The sequence below is a fragment of the Amycolatopsis sp. NPDC051061 genome (genome assembly GCF_040682935.1).
Classification (GTDB): Bacteria; Actinomycetota; Actinomycetes; order Mycobacteriales; family Pseudonocardiaceae; genus Amycolatopsis.
This window is the reverse complement of sequence record NZ_JBFBBZ010000034.1, coordinates 25,200-45,902: the sequence shown is the minus strand read 5'-3', so window position 1 is coordinate 45,902 and position 20,703 is coordinate 25,200. Positions and strand designations below refer to the sequence as shown.

The 20,703-nt window shown below is 73.0% G+C and carries 18 protein-coding genes; 11 read left to right on the top strand and 7 right to left on the bottom strand.

Annotated elements, in window-relative coordinates:
• The first annotated feature begins 8 nt into the window (after positions 1–8).
• Positions 9–1,232: a cytochrome P450 gene (locus tag AB0N03_RS36020; protein ID WP_364381678.1), complete on the top strand. Its 1,224-nt coding sequence runs from the start codon at positions 9–11 to the stop codon at positions 1,230–1,232.
• A gap of 102 nt (positions 1,233–1,334) precedes the next feature.
• Here AB0N03_RS36020 and AB0N03_RS36015 read toward each other — a convergent pair whose 3' ends face one another.
• Complete coding sequence (locus tag AB0N03_RS36015) at positions 1,335–2,549, bottom strand: cytochrome P450 (protein ID WP_364381511.1); 1,215 nt, start codon at positions 2,547–2,549, stop codon at positions 1,335–1,337.
• 672 nt (positions 2,550–3,221) lie between these two features.
• On the opposite strand from AB0N03_RS36015, the gene AB0N03_RS36010 reads away from it, so the two are divergent.
• Positions 3,222–3,464: a hypothetical protein gene (locus AB0N03_RS36010; protein WP_364381508.1), complete on the top strand. Its 243-nt coding sequence runs from the start codon at positions 3,222–3,224 to the stop codon at positions 3,462–3,464.
• Positions 3,465–3,672: 208 nt separating this feature from the next.
• Here the strand turns inward: AB0N03_RS36010 and AB0N03_RS36005 are convergent, their stop codons facing one another.
• Positions 3,673–4,473 (bottom strand): LLM class flavin-dependent oxidoreductase, encoded by an 801-nt coding sequence (locus AB0N03_RS36005; RefSeq protein ID WP_364381505.1) that lies wholly within the window; start codon positions 4,471–4,473, stop codon positions 3,673–3,675.
• A gap of 71 nt (positions 4,474–4,544) precedes the next feature.
• Between AB0N03_RS36005 and AB0N03_RS36000 the strand changes: the two genes are divergently transcribed.
• The gene (locus AB0N03_RS36000; protein WP_364381502.1) at positions 4,545–5,420 is read left to right on the top strand and encodes a LysR family transcriptional regulator; all 876 of its coding nucleotides are present in this window, start codon (positions 4,545–4,547) and stop codon (positions 5,418–5,420) included.
• A gap of 33 nt (positions 5,421–5,453) precedes the next feature.
• Here the strand turns inward: AB0N03_RS36000 and AB0N03_RS35995 are convergent, their stop codons facing one another.
• The gene (locus AB0N03_RS35995) at positions 5,454–5,885 is read right to left on the bottom strand and encodes a hypothetical protein (RefSeq protein ID WP_364381499.1); all 432 of its coding nucleotides are present in this window, start codon (positions 5,883–5,885) and stop codon (positions 5,454–5,456) included.
• Between the two features lie 158 nt (positions 5,886–6,043).
• On the opposite strand from AB0N03_RS35995, the gene AB0N03_RS35990 reads away from it, so the two are divergent.
• Complete coding sequence (locus AB0N03_RS35990) at positions 6,044–8,842, top strand: BTAD domain-containing putative transcriptional regulator (protein ID WP_364381496.1); 2,799 nt, start codon at positions 6,044–6,046, stop codon at positions 8,840–8,842.
• Between the two features lie 107 nt (positions 8,843–8,949).
• Here AB0N03_RS35990 and AB0N03_RS35985 read toward each other — a convergent pair whose 3' ends face one another.
• Together AB0N03_RS35985 and AB0N03_RS35980 are read right to left on the bottom strand one after the other, a co-directional pair.
• Positions 8,950–9,162, bottom strand: a complete 213-nt coding sequence (locus AB0N03_RS35985) for a hypothetical protein (protein WP_364381493.1) — start codon at positions 9,160–9,162, stop codon at positions 8,950–8,952.
• Positions 9,159–10,313: an alpha/beta hydrolase fold domain-containing protein gene (locus AB0N03_RS35980; protein WP_364381490.1), complete on the bottom strand. Its 1,155-nt coding sequence runs from the start codon at positions 10,311–10,313 to the stop codon at positions 9,159–9,161. The genes AB0N03_RS35985 and AB0N03_RS35980 overlap by 4 nt, the downstream gene beginning before the upstream one ends.
• Positions 10,314–10,371: 58 nt before the next feature.
• Between AB0N03_RS35980 and AB0N03_RS35975 the strand changes: the two genes are divergently transcribed.
• From AB0N03_RS35975 to AB0N03_RS35955, 5 genes are all read left to right on the top strand, one after another.
• A complete protein-coding gene (locus AB0N03_RS35975; protein WP_364381487.1) occupies positions 10,372–10,584 on the top strand; it encodes a hypothetical protein in 213 nt (70 codons plus the stop codon).
• A gap of 165 nt (positions 10,585–10,749) precedes the next feature.
• Entirely contained in the window at positions 10,750–11,097 is a 348-nt protein-coding gene (locus AB0N03_RS35970; protein ID WP_364381485.1) for a TraR/DksA C4-type zinc finger protein, read from the top strand.
• Between the two features lie 129 nt (positions 11,098–11,226).
• Positions 11,227–11,946 carry an alpha/beta hydrolase gene (locus tag AB0N03_RS35965; RefSeq protein ID WP_364381482.1) on the top strand — a complete coding sequence of 240 codons (720 nt, stop codon included), beginning with the start codon at positions 11,227–11,229 and terminating at the stop codon, positions 11,944–11,946.
• A gap of 146 nt (positions 11,947–12,092) precedes the next feature.
• Positions 12,093–13,301: a helix-turn-helix domain-containing protein gene (locus AB0N03_RS35960; RefSeq protein ID WP_364381479.1), complete on the top strand. Its 1,209-nt coding sequence runs from the start codon at positions 12,093–12,095 to the stop codon at positions 13,299–13,301.
• Between the two features lie 63 nt (positions 13,302–13,364).
• A complete protein-coding gene (locus tag AB0N03_RS35955; protein WP_364381476.1) occupies positions 13,365–16,763 on the top strand; it encodes a TM0106 family RecB-like putative nuclease in 3,399 nt (1,132 codons plus the stop codon).
• 377 nt (positions 16,764–17,140) lie between these two features.
• Here AB0N03_RS35955 and AB0N03_RS35950 read toward each other — a convergent pair whose 3' ends face one another.
• Entirely contained in the window at positions 17,141–18,013 is an 873-nt protein-coding gene (locus tag AB0N03_RS35950; protein ID WP_364381473.1) for a 2-dehydropantoate 2-reductase N-terminal domain-containing protein, read from the bottom strand.
• 54 nt (positions 18,014–18,067) lie between these two features.
• On the opposite strand from AB0N03_RS35950, the gene AB0N03_RS35945 reads away from it, so the two are divergent.
• On the top strand, positions 18,068–18,697 hold the full coding sequence (locus tag AB0N03_RS35945) for a TetR family transcriptional regulator (protein WP_364381470.1): 630 nt from the start codon (positions 18,068–18,070) through the stop codon (positions 18,695–18,697).
• 7 nt (positions 18,698–18,704) lie between these two features.
• Here the strand turns inward: AB0N03_RS35945 and AB0N03_RS35940 are convergent, their stop codons facing one another.
• On the bottom strand, positions 18,705–19,739 hold the full coding sequence (locus tag AB0N03_RS35940) for an alpha/beta fold hydrolase (RefSeq protein ID WP_364381467.1): 1,035 nt from the start codon (positions 19,737–19,739) through the stop codon (positions 18,705–18,707).
• Between the two features lie 118 nt (positions 19,740–19,857).
• Here AB0N03_RS35940 and AB0N03_RS35935 point away from each other — a divergent pair, with 118 nt between their 5' ends.
• Entirely contained in the window at positions 19,858–20,493 is a 636-nt protein-coding gene (locus AB0N03_RS35935; protein WP_364381459.1) for a class I SAM-dependent methyltransferase, read from the top strand.
• The last annotated feature ends 210 nt before the right edge of the window (positions 20,494–20,703 follow it).

The window sequence follows — 20,703 nt, the reverse complement described above, 5'->3', positions numbered from 1 at the left end:
CGGAGACGATGGCCGCCGCGGACCGGGTCCGGTTGTACGGACCCGAGTTCCAGAAGGACCCGGCCGCGCTGTACGCCCGGATCCGGCGGCAGTACGGCGGGGTCGTCCCGGTCCTGCTCGACAACGACGTCCCCGCCTGGCTGCTGACCGGCTACCGCGAGATCCACCAGGTGTGCCAGGACTCGCAGCTGTTCGCCCGCGACAGCCGCCGGTGGAACCAGTGGGACAACGTCCCCGACGACTGGCCGCTGCTGCCCTACGTCATGCACAACCCCTCGGTGATGTTCACCGAGGCCGCGGAACACCGGCGGCGGGCGGGCGCGATCGGCGACGCGCTGTCCGCGGTCGACCAGTTCGACCTCAGCGCGCACTGCGAGCGCATCGCGGACCGGCTCGTCGACGAGTTCGCGGGCACCGGCGAAGCCGACCTGATCGCCCAGTTCGCCCAGCAGGCGCCGCTGCTCGCGCTCGCGAAGATGTACGGCATGCCCGACTCGGAGGCGCCGGCGCTGGTGCGGGACGTCGCGTTGTCGCTGGACGTGGGCCCCGAAGCGCTGCCCGCGTACGGGCGCGTGCAGGAGGCGATGGCGCGGCTCGTGGCCGTGAAGCACCAGCAGCCGGGCGCGGACGTGCCCACGGCGATGATGCGGGACCCGGCGAACCTGACCGACGACGAGGTCGTCCAGGACCTGCTCGTGGTGACGGCCGCGGCCCAGCAGCCGACGGCGAACTGGATCGGCAACACCATCCGGCTGATGCTGACCGACAGCCGGTTCGCGATGACGCTCTCGGGTGGCCGGGGCAGCGTCGGCCAGGCCCTCAACGAGGTGCTCTGGCACGACACGCCCACGCAGAACTTCATCGGCCGGTTCGCGACCCGCGACACGGTGCTCAGCGGCGTCCGCGTCCGGCAGGGCGACCTGGTGGTGCTGGGCCTGGCGGCGGGCAACGCCGACCCGCACGCCCGCCCCGACGCGGCGGCCGGCGCCCTGGGCAACCACGCGCACATGTCGTTCGGCCACGGCGAGCACGGCTGCCCGTACCCGGCACCGGAGGTGGCCGAGGTTATCGCCCGCACGACGGTCGAGGTCCTGCTGGACCGCCTCCCGGACCTGGAACTGGCGGTCCCGGCCGAGGACTTGGTGTGGCGGCCTTCGGTGTGGATGCGGGGGCTCGAGAGCCTGCCGGTCGTCTTCACCCCGGTCCACGTGGCCGCATCGGGAGGCTGGTGACGCGCGTTCCTCGCCCGGTGAGGCGAGGGCGCTGCCGGGCCGGGGTCCGAAACGATCACCGGCTCCGGCCGGCCGATCCGCCAGGCCGGAGCGCTCCGGTGGCTACGCCGGGGTGAAGACCACCGGCAGCGACGCCGGCCCGCGGGTGAACACGCCTTGCTCGGCCGTCTCCGCGCCCTCGGCGAGCCGCAGGTCCGGCATCGCGTCGAGCAGCTGGTTGACGCCGACCTCGATTTCGGTCTTCGCCAGCAGCGCGCCGACGCAGAAGTGCCGGCCGAGGGCGAAGGACAGGTGGCTCGCCGCCGCCGAGAAAGCGGTTTCGGCCGGCAGGTCGGTGCGGAAGATGTCGAACGCGCCGGGGTTCGCGAAGCGCCGCGGGTCGCGGTTCGCGGCCCCGATGAGGCAGGTCACCGTGCTGCCGGCCGGGATCCGCTGACCGCCGATCTCGATGTCCTCCGCCGGCTGCCGCATGATCATGTGCACCGGCGGGGTGTGGCGCAGGGTTTCGGCGAAGGCCTTCGGGATCAGGCCGCGGTCCGCGCGCACGGCGGCGAGCTGCTCGGGGTTGGCCAGCAGGTTCCGGAACAGGCTGGCGATCGCCTTGTCGGTCGTCTCGCCGCCGGCGGCGAGCAGCAGGCTGCAGAAGGCCTTGATGTCCTCGTCGCTCATCGTGGTGCCGTCCACTTCGGTGGCGCAGAGCGTCGAAAGCAGGTCGTCACCGGGGTTTTCGCGGCGTTCCCGGATGATCGGGATCATGTAGGCGGCGAGCTCGTCGTGGGTCCGGAGGCCGGCGGCGGTGACTTCCGCGTCCTGGCTGAGGTTGCCGAGGAAGGCGATGATCGCGATGTACCAGCGCTGGAACCGCGCGTGGTCGCTCCGGTCCAGGCCCAGCATGTCGACGATGACGTTGATCGGGAAGTGGCGCGCGTAGTCGGTGACGAGGTCGGCCGAGCCGCGGCCGCGGAAGGTGTCGATGAGCTGCGCGGAGTTCCGTTCGATCACCGGGCGGAACTTGTGCTCCAGCTCGCTGCCCCGGAACGCCGGGGCCACCAGCGCCCGGCGGGTCGCGTGCTCCCGGCCGCTCATCTGCAAGATCGTCCTGCCGTGCACCGGTTCCAGCTGCCAGCCGTAGTTCTCGGTGGTGAACACGCCCTCCTTGAAGGCGCGGGACACGTCCTCGTAGCGCGAGATGACGTAGCTCTGCATCCCTTCGTGCCAGGTCACCGGGGAATGCTCGAGCATGGCGTCGTAGGCGGTGTACGGATCGGCGGCGAATTCCGGAGACAATAGGTCCGGTGCGTGTCCTGCTGCAGTCACGGGGCTCCCTTGCGCGGCGGTCGGCGGTGTCAGCAGGCTATCGGGAATAGTTGCCATGGCGAAAGAGTCAGCTGGGGGAGCCGGGCACGCGGGCGGCAAGTCCGGTGGCGCGGGCAAAGGAATGGCTCCAGGACACGGAGTTCTGCTCGGGATGACCGGACGGCCCGCGACGGGATTTCCCGGTGAAGTGCGGGGCCGATTGCTCGGCAGCGCATTCGCACCGTCACCTCATCGAGCGTTTCCCGGGATCCGGTGTTTTCCCCGGGGAGATTCGGGAATCTCAGCCACAGATCGGCGAGCCGGTGATTGTTCATTGACGGGAGCGGCGGGAAATCCTGACGCACGCCGTCCTCGCCGCCACCACAGCCGCAGCTGTACGGGCTCGTGTAGGGAACCGAGTCCGTACAGCTGTTCCACCGGCAGTCCAGGACGGCTCCCGCAGAATATGAAAAAGTTTTTGGCGTGGTGGTAATTCCGGGTCGGGTCACGAGAAAGCCACCACTCCGACTTACTCGTTCGAGTGGATTCACGCTCACGATGGGTTACTGGGGCGGAATCTGGTAACTCCGATGGCGCAGTTCACGACTGTTGGGTCATCTCCTACTCGTGATCTGTCACATCTCGTGCCTGATCCCGGACGAAAGGTCGTCGCCGGTGGGTGCTCATGGTCCGATGTCCCTGATCGCTCGCGAGCCCGTCTCCGGCCGAGGGCGGCTCCGCCCGGCCATACCCCACCGGTGGCTGCTGTTCGCCCTGGTCACGACGGCGGTCGTGCCGGCCGACGAAGGCGGTGACGCGTGGGCGATGGCCGCGGTGTTCGCCGTGGTGGCGGCCGTGGCGCTGGCCCACCGGGCGCTGGTGCGCGCGGCGGCGAAGGTGGAAGCGGCGCTGGACGACGAACTCAACACCCGCTGAGCGTTTCCGGGTCAGGCTTCTCCCTGGACGTCGGAGGGCGTGATGCGGTAGAACTCCGCCGCGGTGAAGGTGGCCGGGACGCCGAGTTCGGCGGCGGGCGTCCCTCATCCGGCGGACGCGCGTGTAGACGCGCAGGGCGTCCGCCCCCCGCTGCTTGAACGGCGAGCCCGAGTCCTCACCGCCGGCTTCCGCCCGGGTATCCGGTGGTTCAGCGGGGGCCTTCGCGCAGCACTCCGCGCACCTGGTCGACGGAAAGCGATTCGGGTGCGAAGCCGGTCAGCAGCCACGTCGCGCCCGCTCGCGCGTACGCCGCGCTGTCCTGGCCGGGTTCGAGCTCCGCGATGTAGTCGAACGGCCCGGTTCCGGTGCGCAGCGCCTCGACCTGGGCCACGGCCTCGGCGAACCGGCCGGGTGAGCCGAGGTTCACCGGGAAGTAGCCGTCGAGGCGCGCGGCCCGGCGCATCGGGCGGAGCTTGCCGGGGAAGCCCGCCGCCCACACCGGAATCCGCCGCGCCGGCGTCGGCAGGAACCGGATTCCGTCCACTGTGTAGTGCTCGCCGCGGTGGTGGACGACGTCGCCGGACCACGCGGCCGCGAGGACGTCCAAAGCTTCGTCGAGCATGCGGGCGCGCACCCGGTCGTCGCACTCCTCGCCGGTGCGGGAGAACTCCTCGCCGAACCGGTCGCTGCCGAGACCGACGCCGAGCGTGAGCCGGCCGTCGCCGAGGCGGTCGAGGGTCGCGGTCTCGCGGGCGAGCTTGGCGGGGCGGCGGCGGGTGATCGCGCTGACCATCGGCCCGAAGCGCAGCCTCGACGTGGCGGTGGCGATCGCGGCCAGGGTGATCCACGGGTCCGCCGCGGCGGCCACCGGCTCTCGCCAGCGGAGGTGGTCCCAGACGAAGAAGCCGTGCCACCCCGCTTCTTCGGCCTCTGCGGCGAGGCGGGCGACGAGCGCCGGGTCGGCCAGTGCGTCGAAGAGCGGGAGCCAGAGCGCGTGCTGTGGGGTCATGCCGAGAACGCTACGAAAGCGAAGCCATCGGGAAAAGCGATGAAATCTGACCGATTCGATAAGCTGTACTGATGCTGGACCTGCGTCTCCTGGCCACCCTCGACGCCGTCGCGGTCGAGAGCACTTTCGGCCGGGCGGCGGAGCGCCTCGGCTACACCCAGTCCGCCGTCAGCCAGCAGATCGCCGCGCTGGAGAAGTCCGTCGGTGGCGCGGTGTTCGACCGGCCGGGCGGCCCCAAGCCGGTGCGCTTGACGCCGCTCGGAACCCTGGTGCTGGACCACGGGCGCGAGCTGCTCGCCCGCGCCGCGGCCGCCGAAGACGCGGTCGAGCGGTTCCGCGCCGGGGCGGGGCGGGTCGACATCGGTACGTTCCAGAGCGTCACCAACGCGCTGCTGCCCACCGTCGTGCGGAGGCTGCGGGACGAGCAGCCCGCGGCGGACGTCCGGCTCTTCGAAGAGGAGTCCGCCGTGCCGCGGATCGGCGAGCTCGATCTGCTGTTCTTCGACGGTCGCGTCGGCGGCGACGTCGAGCAGACGCGGATCCTGATCGACCCGTACGCGGTGGTCGCGCGCCGCGGCGTCTTCCCGCCGGGGCCGGTGCCGCTCGCCGCGCTGGACGGCGTCGCGATGGTCGCCCAGCCGCCGATCTGCGACCAGGCGCGGGTGGAGCGCGAATACGTCGCGGCCGGCGTCGCGCCGCGGATCGTGTTCCGCACCGCGGACAACCGCGGGGTGCTCTCGATGGTGCGGGCCGGGCTCGGGATCGCCGTGCTGCCCCGCCTGGCCATGGAGGTGCGACCGGAGGACGACGTTCTCACGGCCCACCCGCTCGATCCCGCGCTCGCGCCGCGCGAGATCTGGCTGGCGTGGCCGGCGGACCGGACGCTGTCCCCGCTGGCCGAGCGCGCCCGCGAACTCGTCCTCGGCCTGCCCGTGGGTCAGGAGTGACGGAGCCCGCGAGCGTGGCCACGACCGCGTCGGTCATTCGATGATCCGGCAGATGGCGACCGGCAGCCGAGGCGACCACACGCCGGTGGCGTAGTCGTAGGCCCGGGCGTAACCGTTGTCGCCCGGCGCGCACGGGGCCGCGATCGTCGTTTCCACGTAGATGGTGCCGCCCGGAGTGATCGAATGCGGTTGCGCGATCACGTGCGTGCTGAACCACACGGTCCCGTCGTTCAGCTTCACGGCCAGATAAACCTCACCCCCGATCGTGAAATTACCGCCGGCGACTTTCAAGTGACCGTTGAAGGTGTAGCTGAAGAGGAAAGACGAATCCTCCACCTGACGAACCGTGCTGCTCGCGGTGTGTTCAGCGGGCGCGGCAGAAGCCGGGACGGCCGTCAATCCGGCGGCTACCAGCACGACGGCGGGCAGGAAGGTGAGTTTCGCGAGCAGGGATGTCCGGGTCATCCGTTCCTCCTGGTGAATGGCGGCGGACGGTCCCGCCGTTCCCCGATGGTCCGGCGCGAGCCTGTTCGCCGACCTTGCGCCGGCCTTGAGAACGGGCCAGCATTGAGTCGGGATTCGGCCGTTTCGGCAGCGCATCGGACAGCCGGGAGCGTGGGTTGATGGAGCTCCGTCTGCTGGGTGAGGTGGAGCTGCGAGCGGACGGCCGGCTCGTGGACGTCGGAGCACCACGGCTGCAGGTGGTGCTCGCCGCTCTCGCCGTGGACGCGGGACGACCCGTCACCATCGAGACGCTGATCGACCGGGTCTGGGACGACTCGCCACCCGCCGAAGCGCGCAACGTCTTGTACTCGTACCTGAGCCGGATCCGCCGGCTTCTGCGCCAGGGCGGTCCGGCGGTGCGCGTCGAGCGCCGCCACGCCGGTTACGTGCTGGACATCGACGCCGGACTGGTGGACCTGCACCGGTTTCGGCGGCTGGCCGGCGAGGGCCGCGACTCCCGGCGCGACGACGACGGCCGGGCCGTCGCGCTCGGTGAGGCACTGGGGCTGTGGCGCGGGCCTCCGCTGGCCGGTCTCCCGGGAGAGTGGGTCGCCCGGGTGCGGGACAGCTGGTCCCGGCAACGGCTGGACGCGGTGGTCCTGTGGGCCCAGCTCACGCTCCGCCTCGGCCGGCCCGCGGCGGTGCTCGCCGCCTTGCCCGAGCTGGTCGCGGAGTACCCGCTGGCCGAACCCCTCGAGGCCCTCCTGATGCGCTCCCTGTGCGCGGTGGGGCGAAGTGCGGAGGCCCTCGACCGGTACACCGCCATCCGGCAACGGCTGGCCGACGAGCTGGGCGCCGACCCCGGCCCCGAACTCCGTTCGCTGCACCGGGCGATCCTGGACGGCGGCCTGCCACCGGCCGGACCGGATTCCGTGCTCCCGACCGCGAAAGTGGTGGCCGGCCCCGCGCAACTCCCGCCGGACACGTTCGGGTTCGCGGGCCGCGGCGATCACCTGCGGCAGCTGGACGGCCTGCTCGAGACGACCGGCGACCGCCCGGCCACGGCGGTCATCTCCGCGGTGTCCGGAACCGCCGGAGTCGGCAAGACCGCGCTGGCGGTGCGCTGGGCCCACCGCGTCCGTACCGAGTTCCCCGACGGCCAGCTGTACGTGAACCTGCGGGGCTTCGACCCGACCGGATCGCCGGTGGCCCCCGCCGAGGCCGTTCGCGGCTTCCTCGATGCGTTCGAGGTGCCGGCGGAGCGGATCCCGACCGGTTTCGACGCCCAGGTCGGCCTGTACCGGAGCTTGCTGGCCGGGCGGCGGGTGCTGGTGGTGCTGGACAACGCGCGCGACGCGGAGCAGGTCCGGCCGCTCCTGCCGGGGGCGTCCGGCTGCGTGGTGGTGGTGACCAGCCGCAGCCAGCTCATCGGCCTGGTCGCCGAGGGCGCCCACCCGCTGCCGCTGGACCTGCTGCCGGTCGCCGAAGCGCGTCAGCTGCTGGCCGGGCGCCTCGGTGCCGGCCGGGTCGCGGCCGAACCCCGGGCGGTGAACGAGATCATCACCTCGTGCGCGCGGCTGCCGCTCGCCTTGGCGATCGTGGCCGCCCGCGCCGCCACCCACGCCGGATTCGAGCTGGCCGCGCTCGCCGGCGAGCTGCGCGGGACCCGAGGTGGCCTGAACGAGTTCGCCGGCGTGGACCCGGCGACCGACGCGCGAGCGGTGTTCTCGTGGTCCTACCGGCAGCTGGGCCCCGCGGCGGCCCGGTTGTTCCGGTTGCTCGGCCTGCACCCCGGCCCCGATCTCGGCGAGCCGGCGGCGGCCAGTCTCGCGGGCCTTTCCCGGGCGGGGGCCCGGAGGTTGCTGGCCGAGCTGGCCCAGGCCCACCTGATCGTCGAGCACGCCCCCGGCCGGTACACCTTCCACGACCTGCTGCGTGCCTACGCGACCGAACAGGCCCAGCTCGTCGACGCCGGCGAGCAGCGCGACACCGCGCTCCACCGGACGCTGGACCACTACGTGCACACCGCCCACGCGGCCGCCCGGGTGCTGCGCCCGGAACGGGATCCGATCCCGGCCGCCCTGCTTCCTCCGCAGCCGGGTGTGCGGCCCGAAGCCGTCGCCGGCCACGTGCGCGCGCTGGACTGGTTCACCACCGAGCACGCCGTGCTGCTCGCCGCTCTCGACCACGCCGCCGCGACCGGCTGGGACACGCACGCCTGGCAACTCGCCTGGACCATGGCCGACTTCCTCGACCGGCAGGGCCATTGGCACGACTACGCCGCGACCCAGCACGTCGCGCTGGCCGCGGCCGCAAGGCTGGGTGCTCCCTCCTTGGCGGCCTGCGCCCATCGCATCCTCGGCCGCGCCTGCACGCAGCTGGGCCGGCTCGACGACGCCCACCTCCACCTGCGGCAGGCCCTCGACATCTACGGCCGGACCGGCGACCGATCGGCGCAAGCCCAGACCCACCACAACGTCACCCTGGCGTTCGAGCGGCAAGGCCGCCACGACGAGGCCCTCGACCACGCCCGGCGGGCGTTGACGCTGTTCCGGTCGGCCGGGAACCGGCGCGGTGAAGCCGAAACCCTCGCCACGGTCGGCTGGTGCCATGCCCTGCTGGGGGACCACGAGCAGGCCCTCGTCGCTTGCGGGCAGGCCCTCACCCTGCTCCGGGAGCTCGGCAACCGCCGGGGGCAAGCCTTGACGTGGGACAGCCTGGGCTACGCCCACCACCACCTCGGTGACCACGCCGAAGCCGTCGCTTGCTACCGGCACGCCATCGACCTGTACCAGGATCTCAGCGAATATCGCGAAGAGGCGATCACCTTGTCCCATCTGGGCGACACCCACGAGACCGCCGGGCACGCGGACCTCGCTCGTGCGGCGTGGGAGGACGCTTTGGTGATCCTCGACCGGCTCGACCACCCGGATGCCGAGCGGATCCGGGCCAAGCTGGAAGGCCCGCAAAAGTCTTGAATGAGTCATTCAAGACGCCACCGCGCCCGCCGATGCCACCGGAACACCGCCGAGCCGGACCCGGTCACCGACTTTGCCGGACCGGGCGGGATCCCGCGCTCGGTCGATCAGCTCGGCCGGCGCACGAGTTCACGCCCGAGGTCCTCCGGTGCCGCGGCCTTGCGGACCTCCATGTCCCACAGCCGCGTGCCGGTGTAGGCGAACGGCGGCCGCACGTCGTAGCGCTCGCGCAGGACTTCGTTGACCGGGATCGCCGGCAGCTCCACCGACGTCGTTTCCGGCGCTGCCCACGCCTGCTCGAAGACCTCTTCGTGGTTCACGCTTTTTCCTGTCCCGTAACGGTTTCGTGGATGAATCCGGTGACTTCCGCCCAGACCGGGTGGCCCGGCCGGACGACGTCGAAGTGCGTGCCGCCTTCGACCTCGACGTACCGGGCGCGGCCGCCCTCGGCGGTGATCTTCTCGGCGTAGCGGCGGCTCCACCCGGCGGGCACGGCCTCGTCGGCGGTGCCGTGCACGGCGAGCACCGGGACACCCGCGCCCGCCAGCTCCAGCGGTGACGTCCACGCGAAGTGCCCGTTCACCAGCAGCGGCACGATCCCCTCGCCGACGACGGCCGCGACGCCCGCCCACGCTTCGGGCCGGGCGGGCTCGGGTGCGCCCTTCGGCGGCTCGGCGGCCGGATCGGCGAGGCCCTTGCCGAAGCCCGCCGCGTCGGCCGCCGTCAGGTCCAGCGCGCCGGCCAGCTCGACCAGGCCGATCGGGGTGACCTTCGGGTGGGCGCCGGGGGCCTCGGCCGGGAGCACGCCGCGGTGGGCCGCCCACGTGGCCAGGTGGGCGCCGGCCGAGTGACCGAGGAGCACGACGCGGCCGGTGTCGAGCGCCGGGTCCAGGCCGTCGAGGGCGTCGATCGCCGCGGCCACGTCGAGGAAGGTGCCGGGCCAGCCGCCGCCCGGCTCCCCGATCCGGCGGTACTCGACGTTCCACACCGCGTAGCCGCGGGCGACGAGGTCGTCGGCGACGTCGGTGATCTGACGGCGGTCCCACATCGCGGTCCAGTAGCCGCCGTGGAGCACGGCCACGACGGGGAACGGGCCGTCGCCCTCGGGCAGGTACAGCTCGCCGACCTGCGACGGCTCGGGGCCGTAGGCGATGGTGCGGACCCGGCGGGCGCCGTCTTCGGCGTCGTCGTAGCGCACGCCGCGCTCGGCGCCGACCAGCGTGCCGATCGTGGCGAAGAAGGCCCCGATCGCGGGCCGGTTCGCACCCTTGGCCTTCGACTCGTCCCACGCGGCGTCGTCGGTCCACTCGACGAAGTCCAGCCACGTCCGCTCGTCGAGGCGGACCAGGCGGGCGGCGAGGAAGCCGCGCCGGTCCTCGCGGAACGCCGCCACCATGCCCGGGCGCGCGGCCAGCATCGCCTCGGTGTTCTCCGGCGCCACGGTGAAGGTGGTCAGCTCGATGACCGACATCGTCAACTCCTCAGTCTGCGATCCGCCGTGTAGTCCAAATCTATGATAGTCATAAATCATGACTAATCGTGGCCTGTCGCGCGCGGCACGTGCCAGGTCCTCCCTGGACACTTTCGTGGTGATGGGCGAGCTGCTGGCGGCGCTCTCGCGCGTCGGCCTCACCGAGCGCGAAGCCGTCGACCGGGGACTGCCGGTGAAGGTCGTCGAGAAGGCCGTGGCGGACATCGCCGGGATGCCGCGGCGAAGATCGTCGGCGACACCCGTGGCCTGATGAAGTTCGTGGTCGACCGCGAGACGGACCGGATCCTGGGCGCGGGTCCCGTACGCCTACCCGGGCTTCCCGCACGGCAGGCCGACCACCCACGCCGGCACGGTCAACGCCGACCTGCTGGCGTTCATCAGGTCCTGACCACGCGCCCCGGGTAGCCTGGCCGCTGTGGACGAGCGTGCCGCGACGGAGCTGATCGAGCGGGCCCGGGCCGAGACCGCTCGATTGGCCGCGGCGCTGACGCGGCAGCGGGACGACATCGTGGCGGCATCGGAGTTCTCCAGCGCCGACGACGAGCACGATCCGGAAGGCTCGACCATCGCGTTCGAACGAGCGCAGGTGCAGGCACTGCTGCGCCAAGCCCAAGACGAACTGGCCGCGCTCGGCCAAGCCGCGGAGCGGGTGCGCGCCGGCGTGTACGACGTCTGCGAACGCTGCGGCGGCCCGATCGCCGAAGGCCGGCTCACGGCCCTGCCGGCGACGCGGATCTGCATCGCCTGCGCGAACCGGCGGTGACCCCGCGGGTTGTCCGCGGGGACAACAATCGGTCGCGTTCGAGTTGGCCGGGAACATCGCTCGTGCGGGTGTCCTGCTGCACGGTGAAGGACGGCAAATCCTTCACCCCGCACAGGAACGAGGCTCGTCATGGCCGCTTCCGCACTACCCACCGTCGTCCTGGTCCACGGCGCGTTCGCCGACGCTTCGGGCTGGCAGGCGGTGGCCGATGGCCTGCGTGAGCGCGGGCACCCGGTCTTCGCACCGGCCAACCCCTTGCGCGGGGTCGCCTCCGACGCCTGCTACGTCAGGGACTTCGTGTCGACGATCGAGGGTGACGTCGTGCTCGTCGGCCACTCGTACGGCGGCTGCGTGATCACCAACGCGAGTGCGGGCACCCCGAACGTGCGGGCGCTGGTCTACATCGCCGCGTTCGCACCGGACGAGGGCGAGACGTTGGCGGAGACCTTCGAGCTGGGCGGTGGCACGACCGATCTCGGCGGGCGCCTGGTTCGGCGTCCCTACGCGGGGGCGCCCGACGGTGACGCCGACGGCTACGTGGACCCGGTGTACTTCCACCGGTTGTTCTGCGCCGACCTGGACGCCGACCTCGCCGCCTTCATGGCGGCCGCCCAGCGCGGGTTCGCGCTCTCCTGCCTGGCCACCCCCTCCGGGGTGCCCGGTTGGCGGACCATCCCGAGCTGGTACCTCGTCGCCACCGACGACCTGACGATCCCGCCGGAGGCCGAGCGGGTCATGGCGAAGCGCGCCGGGGCGCACACGGTCGAGGTCGCCGCTTCCCACGTGGCGATGATCAGCAAGCCGGCCGAGACGATCGAGCTGATCGTCGCCGCGAGCAAGAACCATTGAGGGGAAGGGCAAAGGTCGTATGTCCATGCAGGGCACCCTCATGGACGTAGGAGCCAGGTGGATGCCCTTCATGACGTAGCGGTGCCCGAGGCCCCACGACGCCGGCGTACGCGCCCTCTTGCCTCACCCCTCGATAAGCTGCGCTGGTGACGCGACGCGAGGCCACGGGCGGCCCGGATCCGGCGCTCGTGGCCCTCGCCGGGCGGCTGCTGGGCAGCATCGACGAGTTCGCCGACGAGATCGCGTCCGCGATCGAGGCCCGCGTCGAGTTCTACGCCATCCACGGCGTCGTCGCGGCCGACGACCTCAGGCAGTCCGTGCGAGGCAACCTCGAGTACGTCCTCCGGTCGTTGCGCGAGGACGAGCTCGCCGACGTTTCGGCCGCCCGCGCGACCGGCGCTCTGCGAGCCGAGCAGGGGGTGCCGCTGTCGGTCGTCATGGCGGCGTTCCGTGTCCTGTTCAGCCGGATCTGGCACAGCCTCGTGCGGCAGGCCCGCGCGCGGGAACAGGTCTCCGACCAGGCGCTGGTGGACGCGGCGTCGGACCTCTGGTCCGCACACGACACCTTCGCCGAGGAGATGGCCGCCGCGCACCGCGAGTCGACGATGGCACTGGTGCTGCGCAACGAGGGCGAGCGGTCGGCCCTGGTCGGCGCCCTCCTGGAAGGGCGGCCGCTGCACGAGACGTCCGTGTGGGACGTGGCGGACGTGCTCCGCCTGCCCAAACGCGGACCCTTCGTCGTGGTCGCGGCGGAATCGGTGCACCTGGCCCAGGAAGCGTTGCCCGGCATCGAGAACCGCCTGCGGGTCCGCCGCATCGGCTCGGCCTGGCGGCTGACGCCGGACGCCCAGATCGGGATCGTGCGCTTCGAGAACGACGCCGACCTGCACCCCCTCACCGCGACGCTCACCGCGTCGGCGCGCAGCCGGATCGGCATCAGCCCGCCCTACCTCACGCTGGCCGAGACGGCGGCCGCGCTGCGCTTCGCGCGGATCGCGTTGGCGAGCACCGTCGCCGGCACCCCGCACGTCACGAAGTTCGACGACTTCCCGCTGGCCGTCGCGGCGGTCAGCGCGCCCGATGCGATGCGGCGAGTCCGCCAGGCCGTGCTCGGGCCGATCCTCGATTTGCCCGCCGAGCAGTCCAAGGTCCTGCTCGACACCCTCGCCGCGTGGCGGGACAGCAAGGGATCGGCGTCGGACGCCGCGGCGATCCTGTTCTGCCACCCCAACACGGTCCGCCACCGGCTGCGCCGGATCGAGTCGGCCACCGGCCGCTCCCTCGGCGACCCGAAAGCGACCGCGGAGATCTTGGTGGCGCTCGAGGCCGCGATGCTGGACGAAGCCTCGTCCTGACGCCCGGCGTGTCCGGGCCGGTCTGCTCCGACCGGGTGTACGGCCGTGTCAGACTGCCTGGCGATGCACACCCCAGCCGATCTCGCCGACCTGCTCGAATGCGAACACCGCAGCGTCCTGAACCAGGCCGCCGGCCTGCCGGGCGCACCGCGGCCCGTCGCCGACCCGGGCGCCGCCCGGCGCGGGCGTGCGGCCGGCGCGGCGATGCTCGCCCGCCTGCGTGGTGAAGGCCACGACGTCTTCGAGATCGACACCCGGGACCGCGTCGCCGCCGCCGAGACCACCGCCGCGGCCTTGTGGTCGGGCGCAACCGTGATCCACCAGGCCGTCCTGCACGACGAGGCGTTCTCCGGCGTGGCGGACTTCCTGATCCAAGACGGCGAAGGCCGCTACGAGGTCTACGACGCCGAGCCGGCCCGGCAGGCGAAGCCCGCCGCGGTGGTCCGGCTGATCGCCTTCGCGGACGCGCTGCGCCGGGCCGGCTGGCCGACCGGCCCGCACGTGCACCTGCGCCTGGGCGACGGCGGCACCCGGACGTTGGCGGTCGAGGACTTCCGGCCCCTGGTCGACCGGTTGCGGGCCCGGCTGCGCGACCGCCCGCCGGCGCTGCCGGCGACGCTGTGGGCCGACGAACGCCCGGCCTGCGCCGGTTGCGGCTTCGCCCGCCACTGCGCGTCGGGCCGCGAAGCCGACCGCGACCTCCTCCTGGTGGCCGGGATGCGCGGCGACCAGCGCCGGAAACTGGCTGCCGCCGGGCTGGGCTCCATCGAGGCGCTCGCGGCGGCGACGCCGGGCGACCGGCCGCGGGACCTGTCCGCCACCGCGTTCACCACCCTGCGGGCGCAGGCCGCGCTCCAGGTGCGGCAGGACACGACCGGCGAGGTCAGCTACGAGGTCGTCGACCCCGACGTCCTCGCCGCGCTGCCGGCGCCCGCGCCGGGCGACGTCTTCGCCGATCTCGCGGGTGATCCGCACGCCCTGGCGGGCGAAGGGCTGGAGTTCCTCTTCGGTGCGCTCACCCCGGGCGGCGACCGGCGGTTCACGCCGTTCTGGGCGCACAGCCGCGCCCAGGAGAAGCGAGCCTTCGAGGAGTTCGTGGACTTCGCCGCCGCGCGGGTCGCCGAGCACCCCGGCTCGCACGTCTACCACTACGGCCCGTACGAGGTCACCGCGATCAAGCGGCTCGCGGCCGTGCACGGCACCCGCGAGGAGACCGTCGACCAGCTGCTGCGCGGGGGCGCGCTGGTGGACCTGCACACGGTGGTCCGCAAGGCGTTGCGGGTCTCGCAGCGGTCCTATGCGATCCGGCACCTCGAGCCGCTCTACCGGCCCGGCACCCGTGAGGGTGACGTGAAGACCGCGCTGTCGGACGTCGAGGCGTACGAGGAGTACCTGGTGCTGGCGCGGTCCGCCGAGCCGGACCGCGCGGAGGAGTTCCTGCGCGGCATCGCCGGGGACAGCGAGGAAGACTGCGTCTCGGCGCTGCGGCTGTCCGAGTTCCTCCACCAGGTCCGGACCGACGCCGGCATCGCACTCGCGGCCCCGGCGGAGGAGTCGCCCGAGGACGCGTTGCTGCGTCAGGCCGAGGAGGACGTCGCCGCCGAGCGCCGGGCCGAACGGGCCGCGCGACTGGCCGCGCTGGTCGACCCGCTGCTCGACGGGCTGCCGGACGACCCGGGCGAGTTCACCGGCGACGAGCGGGCCCGCGCGCTGCTGGCCGCGGCGGTCGGCTACCACCGCCGCGAGACCAACCCCGCATGGTGGGAGTACTTCCGCCAGCTGGCCGCCCCGCTCGGCGACCTCGAGGTCGACACCTCGTGCACCGTGCCGGTGTCCCTGGAAGCGGGGGAGTGGGTTCCCCCGGCCGGGCGCGTCCGCACCGCGAAGCGGACCCTGGTCCTGGCGTGCGACCCGGACCGGCCGCACCCGTTCGCGCCGGGCGACGAGGTGCGGCTGCGCTACGACGGCGGCACCCGCGACGCCAAGGTCGCGGCCGCGTCGGCGGTGGAGCTGACCCTGGAGGAGAGCTGCCCGCCCGACGCCGCCACCGCCGAGCGGCCGTCCGCGGTGCTGCCGGGCAGCCCGGTGCGACCCTCGCCCAAGGACGAGGCGGTCGCGGATCTCGCGCAGTTCGTCGTCGACGCGCTCCCGGCGCTGCCGCGCCACCCCGGCGTCGACCTGCTCCGCCGGACTCCGCCTCGGCTGCGCGGTGGAGCGGCGCTGCCGGAGCCGGGGACGGACCTGATCGCCGCGGTCATCGACGCGGTCGAAGCCCTCGACGGCTCGACGCTGGCGGTGCAGGGACCGCCGGGGGCGGGCAAGACGTTCCTGGCCGGGAAGCTGATCGCCCGCCTCGTGCGGGCCGGCCGCACCGTCGCCGTCACCTCCACGAGCCACAAGGCCGTGGAGAACGTGCTGAGCGCGGCGAAGAAGAGCGCGCCGGAGCTGCCGTGCGCCAAGCGCGCGAAGCGGACCCCGGATCCGGCCGCGCCGTGGGACCAGCCGAAGAGCAACCCGGCGCTGGCGAAGTGGCGCGAGGAGCACGACACCGGGCACTTGGTCGGCGGCACGGCGTGGACGTTCGCCAACGCCGCGATCCGCGAGGAACCGTTCGACCTGCTGATCATCGACGAGGCCGGCCAGTTCGCCCTGGCCGACGCGCTCGCGGTGTCGATGTGCGCGAAGAACCTGCTGCTGCTGGGCGACCCGCAGCAGCTCCCGCAGGTGGTGCAGGGGACCCACCCGGCGGGCGCGGAGGCGTCGGCGCTGGGCCACCTGATCGGCGAGGCCGACATCATGCCGGCGGCGCTGGGCTACTTCCTCGACGAGACGCGGCGCATGCACCCCGCGGTGTGCGAGCCGGTGTCGAAGCTGTCCTACGCGGGCCGCCTGCGTGCCCACCCGTCGGCCGCCGAGCGCGCCCTCGAGGACATCCCCGCCGGGCTCTACCTGGCCGAGGTCGACCACCACGGCAACACGACCCGCTCGGTGGAGGAAGCCGCGGCGGTCGTCGACATCGTGGCGTCGCTGAACGGTCGCCTGTGGACGGACCACGGCTCGAGCCGCCCGCTGGCCGACACCGACATCGTCGTGGTGGCCCCGTACAACTTGCAGGCGCGGACGGTGACGAGGGCGTTGGCGGACGCCGGCTTCCCGGGTGTGCGGGTGGGCACGGTCGACCGCTTCCAGGGGCAGGAGGCGCCGGTGGTGATCACGACCATGACGTCGTCGTCGGCGCTCGACCTGCCCCGCGGGCTCGACTTCCTGTTGTCCCGCAACCGGTTGAACGTCGCCCTGTCGCGGGCTCAGGTCCTGGCGGTCCTGGTGTGCTCGGCCAAGCTGGTGGAGGCCGACATCCGCACGGTGGACCAGATGCGGCTGGTGGCGGGCATGATCGGCTTGATGAGCGGAGCCCGGCCCTGGCCGGCCGACGGTGGCATCGCTCGGCCGAGCTGTTCGTAGCGGCGATTCCGGATCCCGGACCGCCCGCTCCTCGACCCGGTGCGAAACCGGAGGCGGTCCGGCCGAACAGCTGCTGGGCGACGGTCTTGCACACTTCGGCCCCGTAGAAGGAAATCCACGGCGAGCCAGCCCTTGACCATGGACTCGGCCGTGTTGCGCAGAGTTCCGCCGCCGACTACGACACCCGTGTTCTGCTCGCGCAACGCACAGGACCACTCTCCTCGGACGTCGACCGCCACCTCGGCGTTCGCCGGACGACCACGGGCATACGCATCGAACCTTCTTCGGTGGGCTGAGGCACCGATAGCGCGATGGCGGGGACGAAGAAGTGGTGACGAAGCGCATCAATGAGCGTGTCGGGAACCCGATCCGCTCATTTACCGGATCCTCGCCTGAGCACGCAGCTGCTCGGCCATCCGCTCGAGCTCGGCCGCGGCCGCCGGCGAGGCGCTCGCGAGTCCGCTGTGCGCGGCCGTCGAACCTCGCAAGAAGCGCCGCAACATCGCCACCAGCAGCCCTTCCGGCAGCGTCCGCAGCGCGACGAACCCGCGGGGGACCGGCGGCGTCGGCAGGGCGGCCAGGTGCTGCCGCATGAGACGGACCATGCGGCGGACCGCGGCCGGGTCGCCGGCCAGTGCCGCCGGGCCGCCCGCCGCGTGCGCCGCCTGCTCGAGCGGCACCGCGAACGCGGCGTGCGTCTTGAGCCAGGCGTCCATCCGCGGCTCGGCCCTGGCGTTGATCCCGGCGGTGCGCACCGCTCGCACGATCCGGTCCAGCCGCGGGGTGGTGCGGCCGTCGGGTTCGCCGATCGGCATCGGGCTCAGGCGGGTCAGGAAGGTGGCCGGGCGGAGGCGGACCACGTCGCCGTCCATCGTGCCGGCGAACACGGGGAACCCGAGCAGCACGCGCTCGGGGCCGATCACCGCGCCGAGCGGCGCCGGGCCGGCCGCCCACTGGTGCAGGAACAGCACGTCGCCGTCGAGACCGGCGAGCGACGGCAGCACCGCGTCCACCTGGTGGGCGCGCACGAAGACGGCGATCAGGTCGTACCCGCCGGCCGGGTGCTCGACCACCGGCACCGGTACTCGCCGGACGACCTGGCCGGTCCCCTCGGCGAGCCGCACGCCGTGCCGGCGCAGGGCGGCCAGGCGCTCGCCGCGGGCGAGGAGCGAGACGTCGTGCCCGGCCTCGTGCAGCCGGGCGGCGAACGGGGTGCCGGTGACCCCGGCGCCGTACACGAGCAGTTTCATGGCAACCCTCATTCATACGTTCGTTTGAATCATACGTATGTATAGTAGGCACGCATGGCGTCACCCGACACCCGCACCCAGCTGCTCGACGCGGCGGAACGCCTCTTCGCCGAACGCGGGTTCCGCGGCACCTCGATCCGCGCGATCACCGACCTGGCCGGAGCGAACCTGGCCGCCGTCGGGTACCACTTCGGGTCGAAGGCGGGGCTCCTGGTCGCGGTCGTCCGCCGCGTGATCGAGCCGATCACCGCCGCGCAGCGCGCCGGGCTCGACCGGCTGCTCGCCCGGACACCGGACCCGACGGTCACCGACCTGGTGGAAGCGTTCGCGGGGCCGCTGTTCGACGAGATGCCGGCCGGCGACGAAGGCGGCGCCCGCACGTCCCGGCTGATCGTGCGGATCATCGGCGACCCGGCCGAGGAGATGCGCGACTGGACCGGCCCGGCCGACGACGCGGTCCGCGACCGCTACCTGGCCGCGTTCGGGCGCGCACTACCCGGCCTGTCCGCGGAGGAGCTGTGGTTCCGGATCCGGGGGGTCCTCGCCGTGACGGCCGTGGACCGCGTCGAGGTCTACAACCAGGACGTCCCGGGGTGCTCGTCCCCGGTGGCGGGCGAGGCGGCCCGGCGCTGGGCGATCACGTTCCTGGCGGCGGCGATGAGCGCGCCGCCGACCGGCGCCTGACGGCCGGTCAGAGCAGTCCGGCGGTGGCGGCGTGCGCGGCGGCCGCGGCTCGTGAGGACACGCCGAGCTTGCCGCGGATGTTCGACACGTGGCGGTGCGCCGTGTGGGCGCTGATCCCGAGCCGGTGCGCGATCTCCTGATCGCTCAACCCTTGCGCGACCAGGCGCAGCACCTCGAGTTCGCGCTCGGAGAGGTCGGGGTGCGGCGAGCCGTTCCGGCGGGCTCGACGGCCGGCGCCGAGGAACTCCCGCACGGCGTGGGCGAGCGATTCCGCGTCCCCGCGCCAGGGCAGGTGGTCGGGGCCGTCGAGCGGGACGAAGCCGGCGCCCGGGATGCGGGTGGCGACGTCGCGGCCCAGGGCGAACGGGATCGCGCGGTCGTCGCGGCGGTGCAGCACGAGGGTCGGGACCTCGATCGCCGCCAGCCGGTCCCGGACGTCGAACGCGTACACCGCCTCCAGCGAGCGCACCGCCTGCTCCGCGGTCAGGGCGGCGCGCTGGAAGCGGACGAACTCGTCGCGCTCCGCCGCGGTCGCCGTCGGCAGGAACAGGTCGGCGAGGACCCGGGAGCCCACGCCCCAATGGCGCCCGACGAGCGCCAGCAGGGAATCCCGCGCTTCCGCCGTGGCGATCTCGGCGCCGCGGGCGTAGCTGCCGTACAGGACGAGGCGCTCCACCCGCTCCGGGTGGGCCGCCGCGTACGCCATCGCGGCGCAGCCTCCGGACGAGCCGCCGAACAGGCTCACCTTCTCCCCGGCCGCGTCGACGACCGCGCTCAACGCCGCCACTTCGTCGGCCAGCGAGGTGATCAGCGGGCCGGCGGGGTCGGACATGCCGACGCCGGGCCGGTCGTAGCGGACGAGCGTGAACCGGTCGGCGAACAGCTCGGCGAACCGGCGGAACAGCGGGTTCCGCCAGTCCAGCTCGAGGTGCCCGCACCACCAGCCCCCGACGACGAGGGGCGGTCCCGCGCCGAGGGCGGCCCAGGCGACCGGGCGGTCGCCCGCGGCGGTGAAACGCACGACTTGGTCCGGCCCCGGCATCCCCCGAGCGTAAGCCGTGGCCCGTTCCGGCCAGCGCGCGCAATGGCACGGGCAGGCGATGCGACGGCCGGGCGGTGGCTGGTGGACTGCCTCCCATCGGCAGGGCGAAGGAGTAACGATGGCCGGAAAAGACAGGGACGGGCTCGGGGAACGGTTCGGGGCGGCGCTGTACGAACCGTTCCTGCGCCGGGGGGAGCGGCTGGGCATGACCGGCCGGCGCGCGGAGCTGCTGCGGCGTGCGCACGGGCAGGTGGTCGAGATCGGGGCGGGGACCGGGCTCAACGTCCCGCACTACCCGGCGTCGGCGCGGGTCGTGCTCACCGAGCCCGTCCCGGCGATGTACCGGCGGCTCGAAAAACGGCTGCGCGGCCGAGCCGGCGTGCGGTCCGAGCGAGCGCAGGCCGACGCGCTGCCGATGGCGGACGCCAGCGTCGACACGGTGGTGTCGACGCTGGTCCTCTGCACGGTGCCCGACGTCGATCGCGTGCTGGCCGAGCTCGTGCGGGTGCTGCGGCCCGGCGGTCGGCTGCTGTTCTGCGAGCACGTGCGCGCCGAGGACCCGAAGCGGGCGCGCCGGCAAACGCGGCTGGCGGGGCCGTGGGCGGCGTTCGCGCAGGGGTGCCGCTGCGACCGCGACACCGTCGCGCTCGTCAAGCAGCGGTTCGACATCGAGGAGCTGAGCACGGCGCGCTGGCGCGGGATGCCGTCGGTGGTCCACCCGCTGATCATCGGGTCGGCGACGCCCACCCGGTGACGGCGCCTGCCTCCGGCCAGCGGCCTTCTTGGTGTCGTCCTGGCCGGTCCAGAAGTACGGGACCGGCCAGGACGTCTTCGCCGCGCAACCCGATCCGCTCGGGCTCCCAGGTGCCCGGGCAGGTGGGTTTCGTCGCCGACCAGAGTCAGTTCGCCGTCGTAGCCGCGTTTGCGCAGGTTTTCGGCGGTGGTCAGGCCGGCGGCCGAAGCG

Excerpts from the sequence above, each read along its gene's own strand:
- AB0N03_RS36020 (WP_364381678.1), top strand. The coding sequence starts at position 9 with ATGGCCGCCGCGGACCGGGTCCGGTTGTACGGACCCGAGTTCCAGAAG.
- AB0N03_RS36010 (WP_364381508.1), top strand. The coding sequence starts at position 3,222 with ATGTCCCTGATCGCTCGCGAGCCCGTCTCCGGCCGAGGGCGGCTCCGC.
- AB0N03_RS36005 (WP_364381505.1), bottom strand. The coding sequence starts at position 4,473 with ATGACCCCACAGCACGCGCTCTGGCTCCCGCTCTTCGACGCACTGGCC.
- AB0N03_RS36000 (WP_364381502.1), top strand. The coding sequence starts at position 4,545 with ATGCTGGACCTGCGTCTCCTGGCCACCCTCGACGCCGTCGCGGTCGAG.
- AB0N03_RS35995 (WP_364381499.1), bottom strand. The coding sequence starts at position 5,885 with ATGACCCGGACATCCCTGCTCGCGAAACTCACCTTCCTGCCCGCCGTC.
- AB0N03_RS35990 (WP_364381496.1), top strand. The coding sequence starts at position 6,044 with ATGGAGCTCCGTCTGCTGGGTGAGGTGGAGCTGCGAGCGGACGGCCGG.
- AB0N03_RS35980 (WP_364381490.1), bottom strand. The coding sequence starts at position 10,313 with ATGTCGGTCATCGAGCTGACCACCTTCACCGTGGCGCCGGAGAACACC.
- AB0N03_RS35975 (WP_364381487.1), top strand. The coding sequence starts at position 10,372 with ATGACTAATCGTGGCCTGTCGCGCGCGGCACGTGCCAGGTCCTCCCTG.
- AB0N03_RS35965 (WP_364381482.1), top strand. The coding sequence starts at position 11,227 with ATGGCCGCTTCCGCACTACCCACCGTCGTCCTGGTCCACGGCGCGTTC.
- AB0N03_RS35955 (WP_364381476.1), top strand. The coding sequence starts at position 13,365 with ATGCACACCCCAGCCGATCTCGCCGACCTGCTCGAATGCGAACACCGC.
- AB0N03_RS35950 (WP_364381473.1), bottom strand. The coding sequence starts at position 18,013 with ATGAAACTGCTCGTGTACGGCGCCGGGGTCACCGGCACCCCGTTCGCC.
- AB0N03_RS35945 (WP_364381470.1), top strand. The coding sequence starts at position 18,068 with ATGGCGTCACCCGACACCCGCACCCAGCTGCTCGACGCGGCGGAACGC.
- AB0N03_RS35940 (WP_364381467.1), bottom strand. The coding sequence starts at position 19,739 with ATGCCGGGGCCGGACCAAGTCGTGCGTTTCACCGCCGCGGGCGACCGC.
- AB0N03_RS35935 (WP_364381459.1), top strand. The coding sequence starts at position 19,858 with ATGGCCGGAAAAGACAGGGACGGGCTCGGGGAACGGTTCGGGGCGGCG.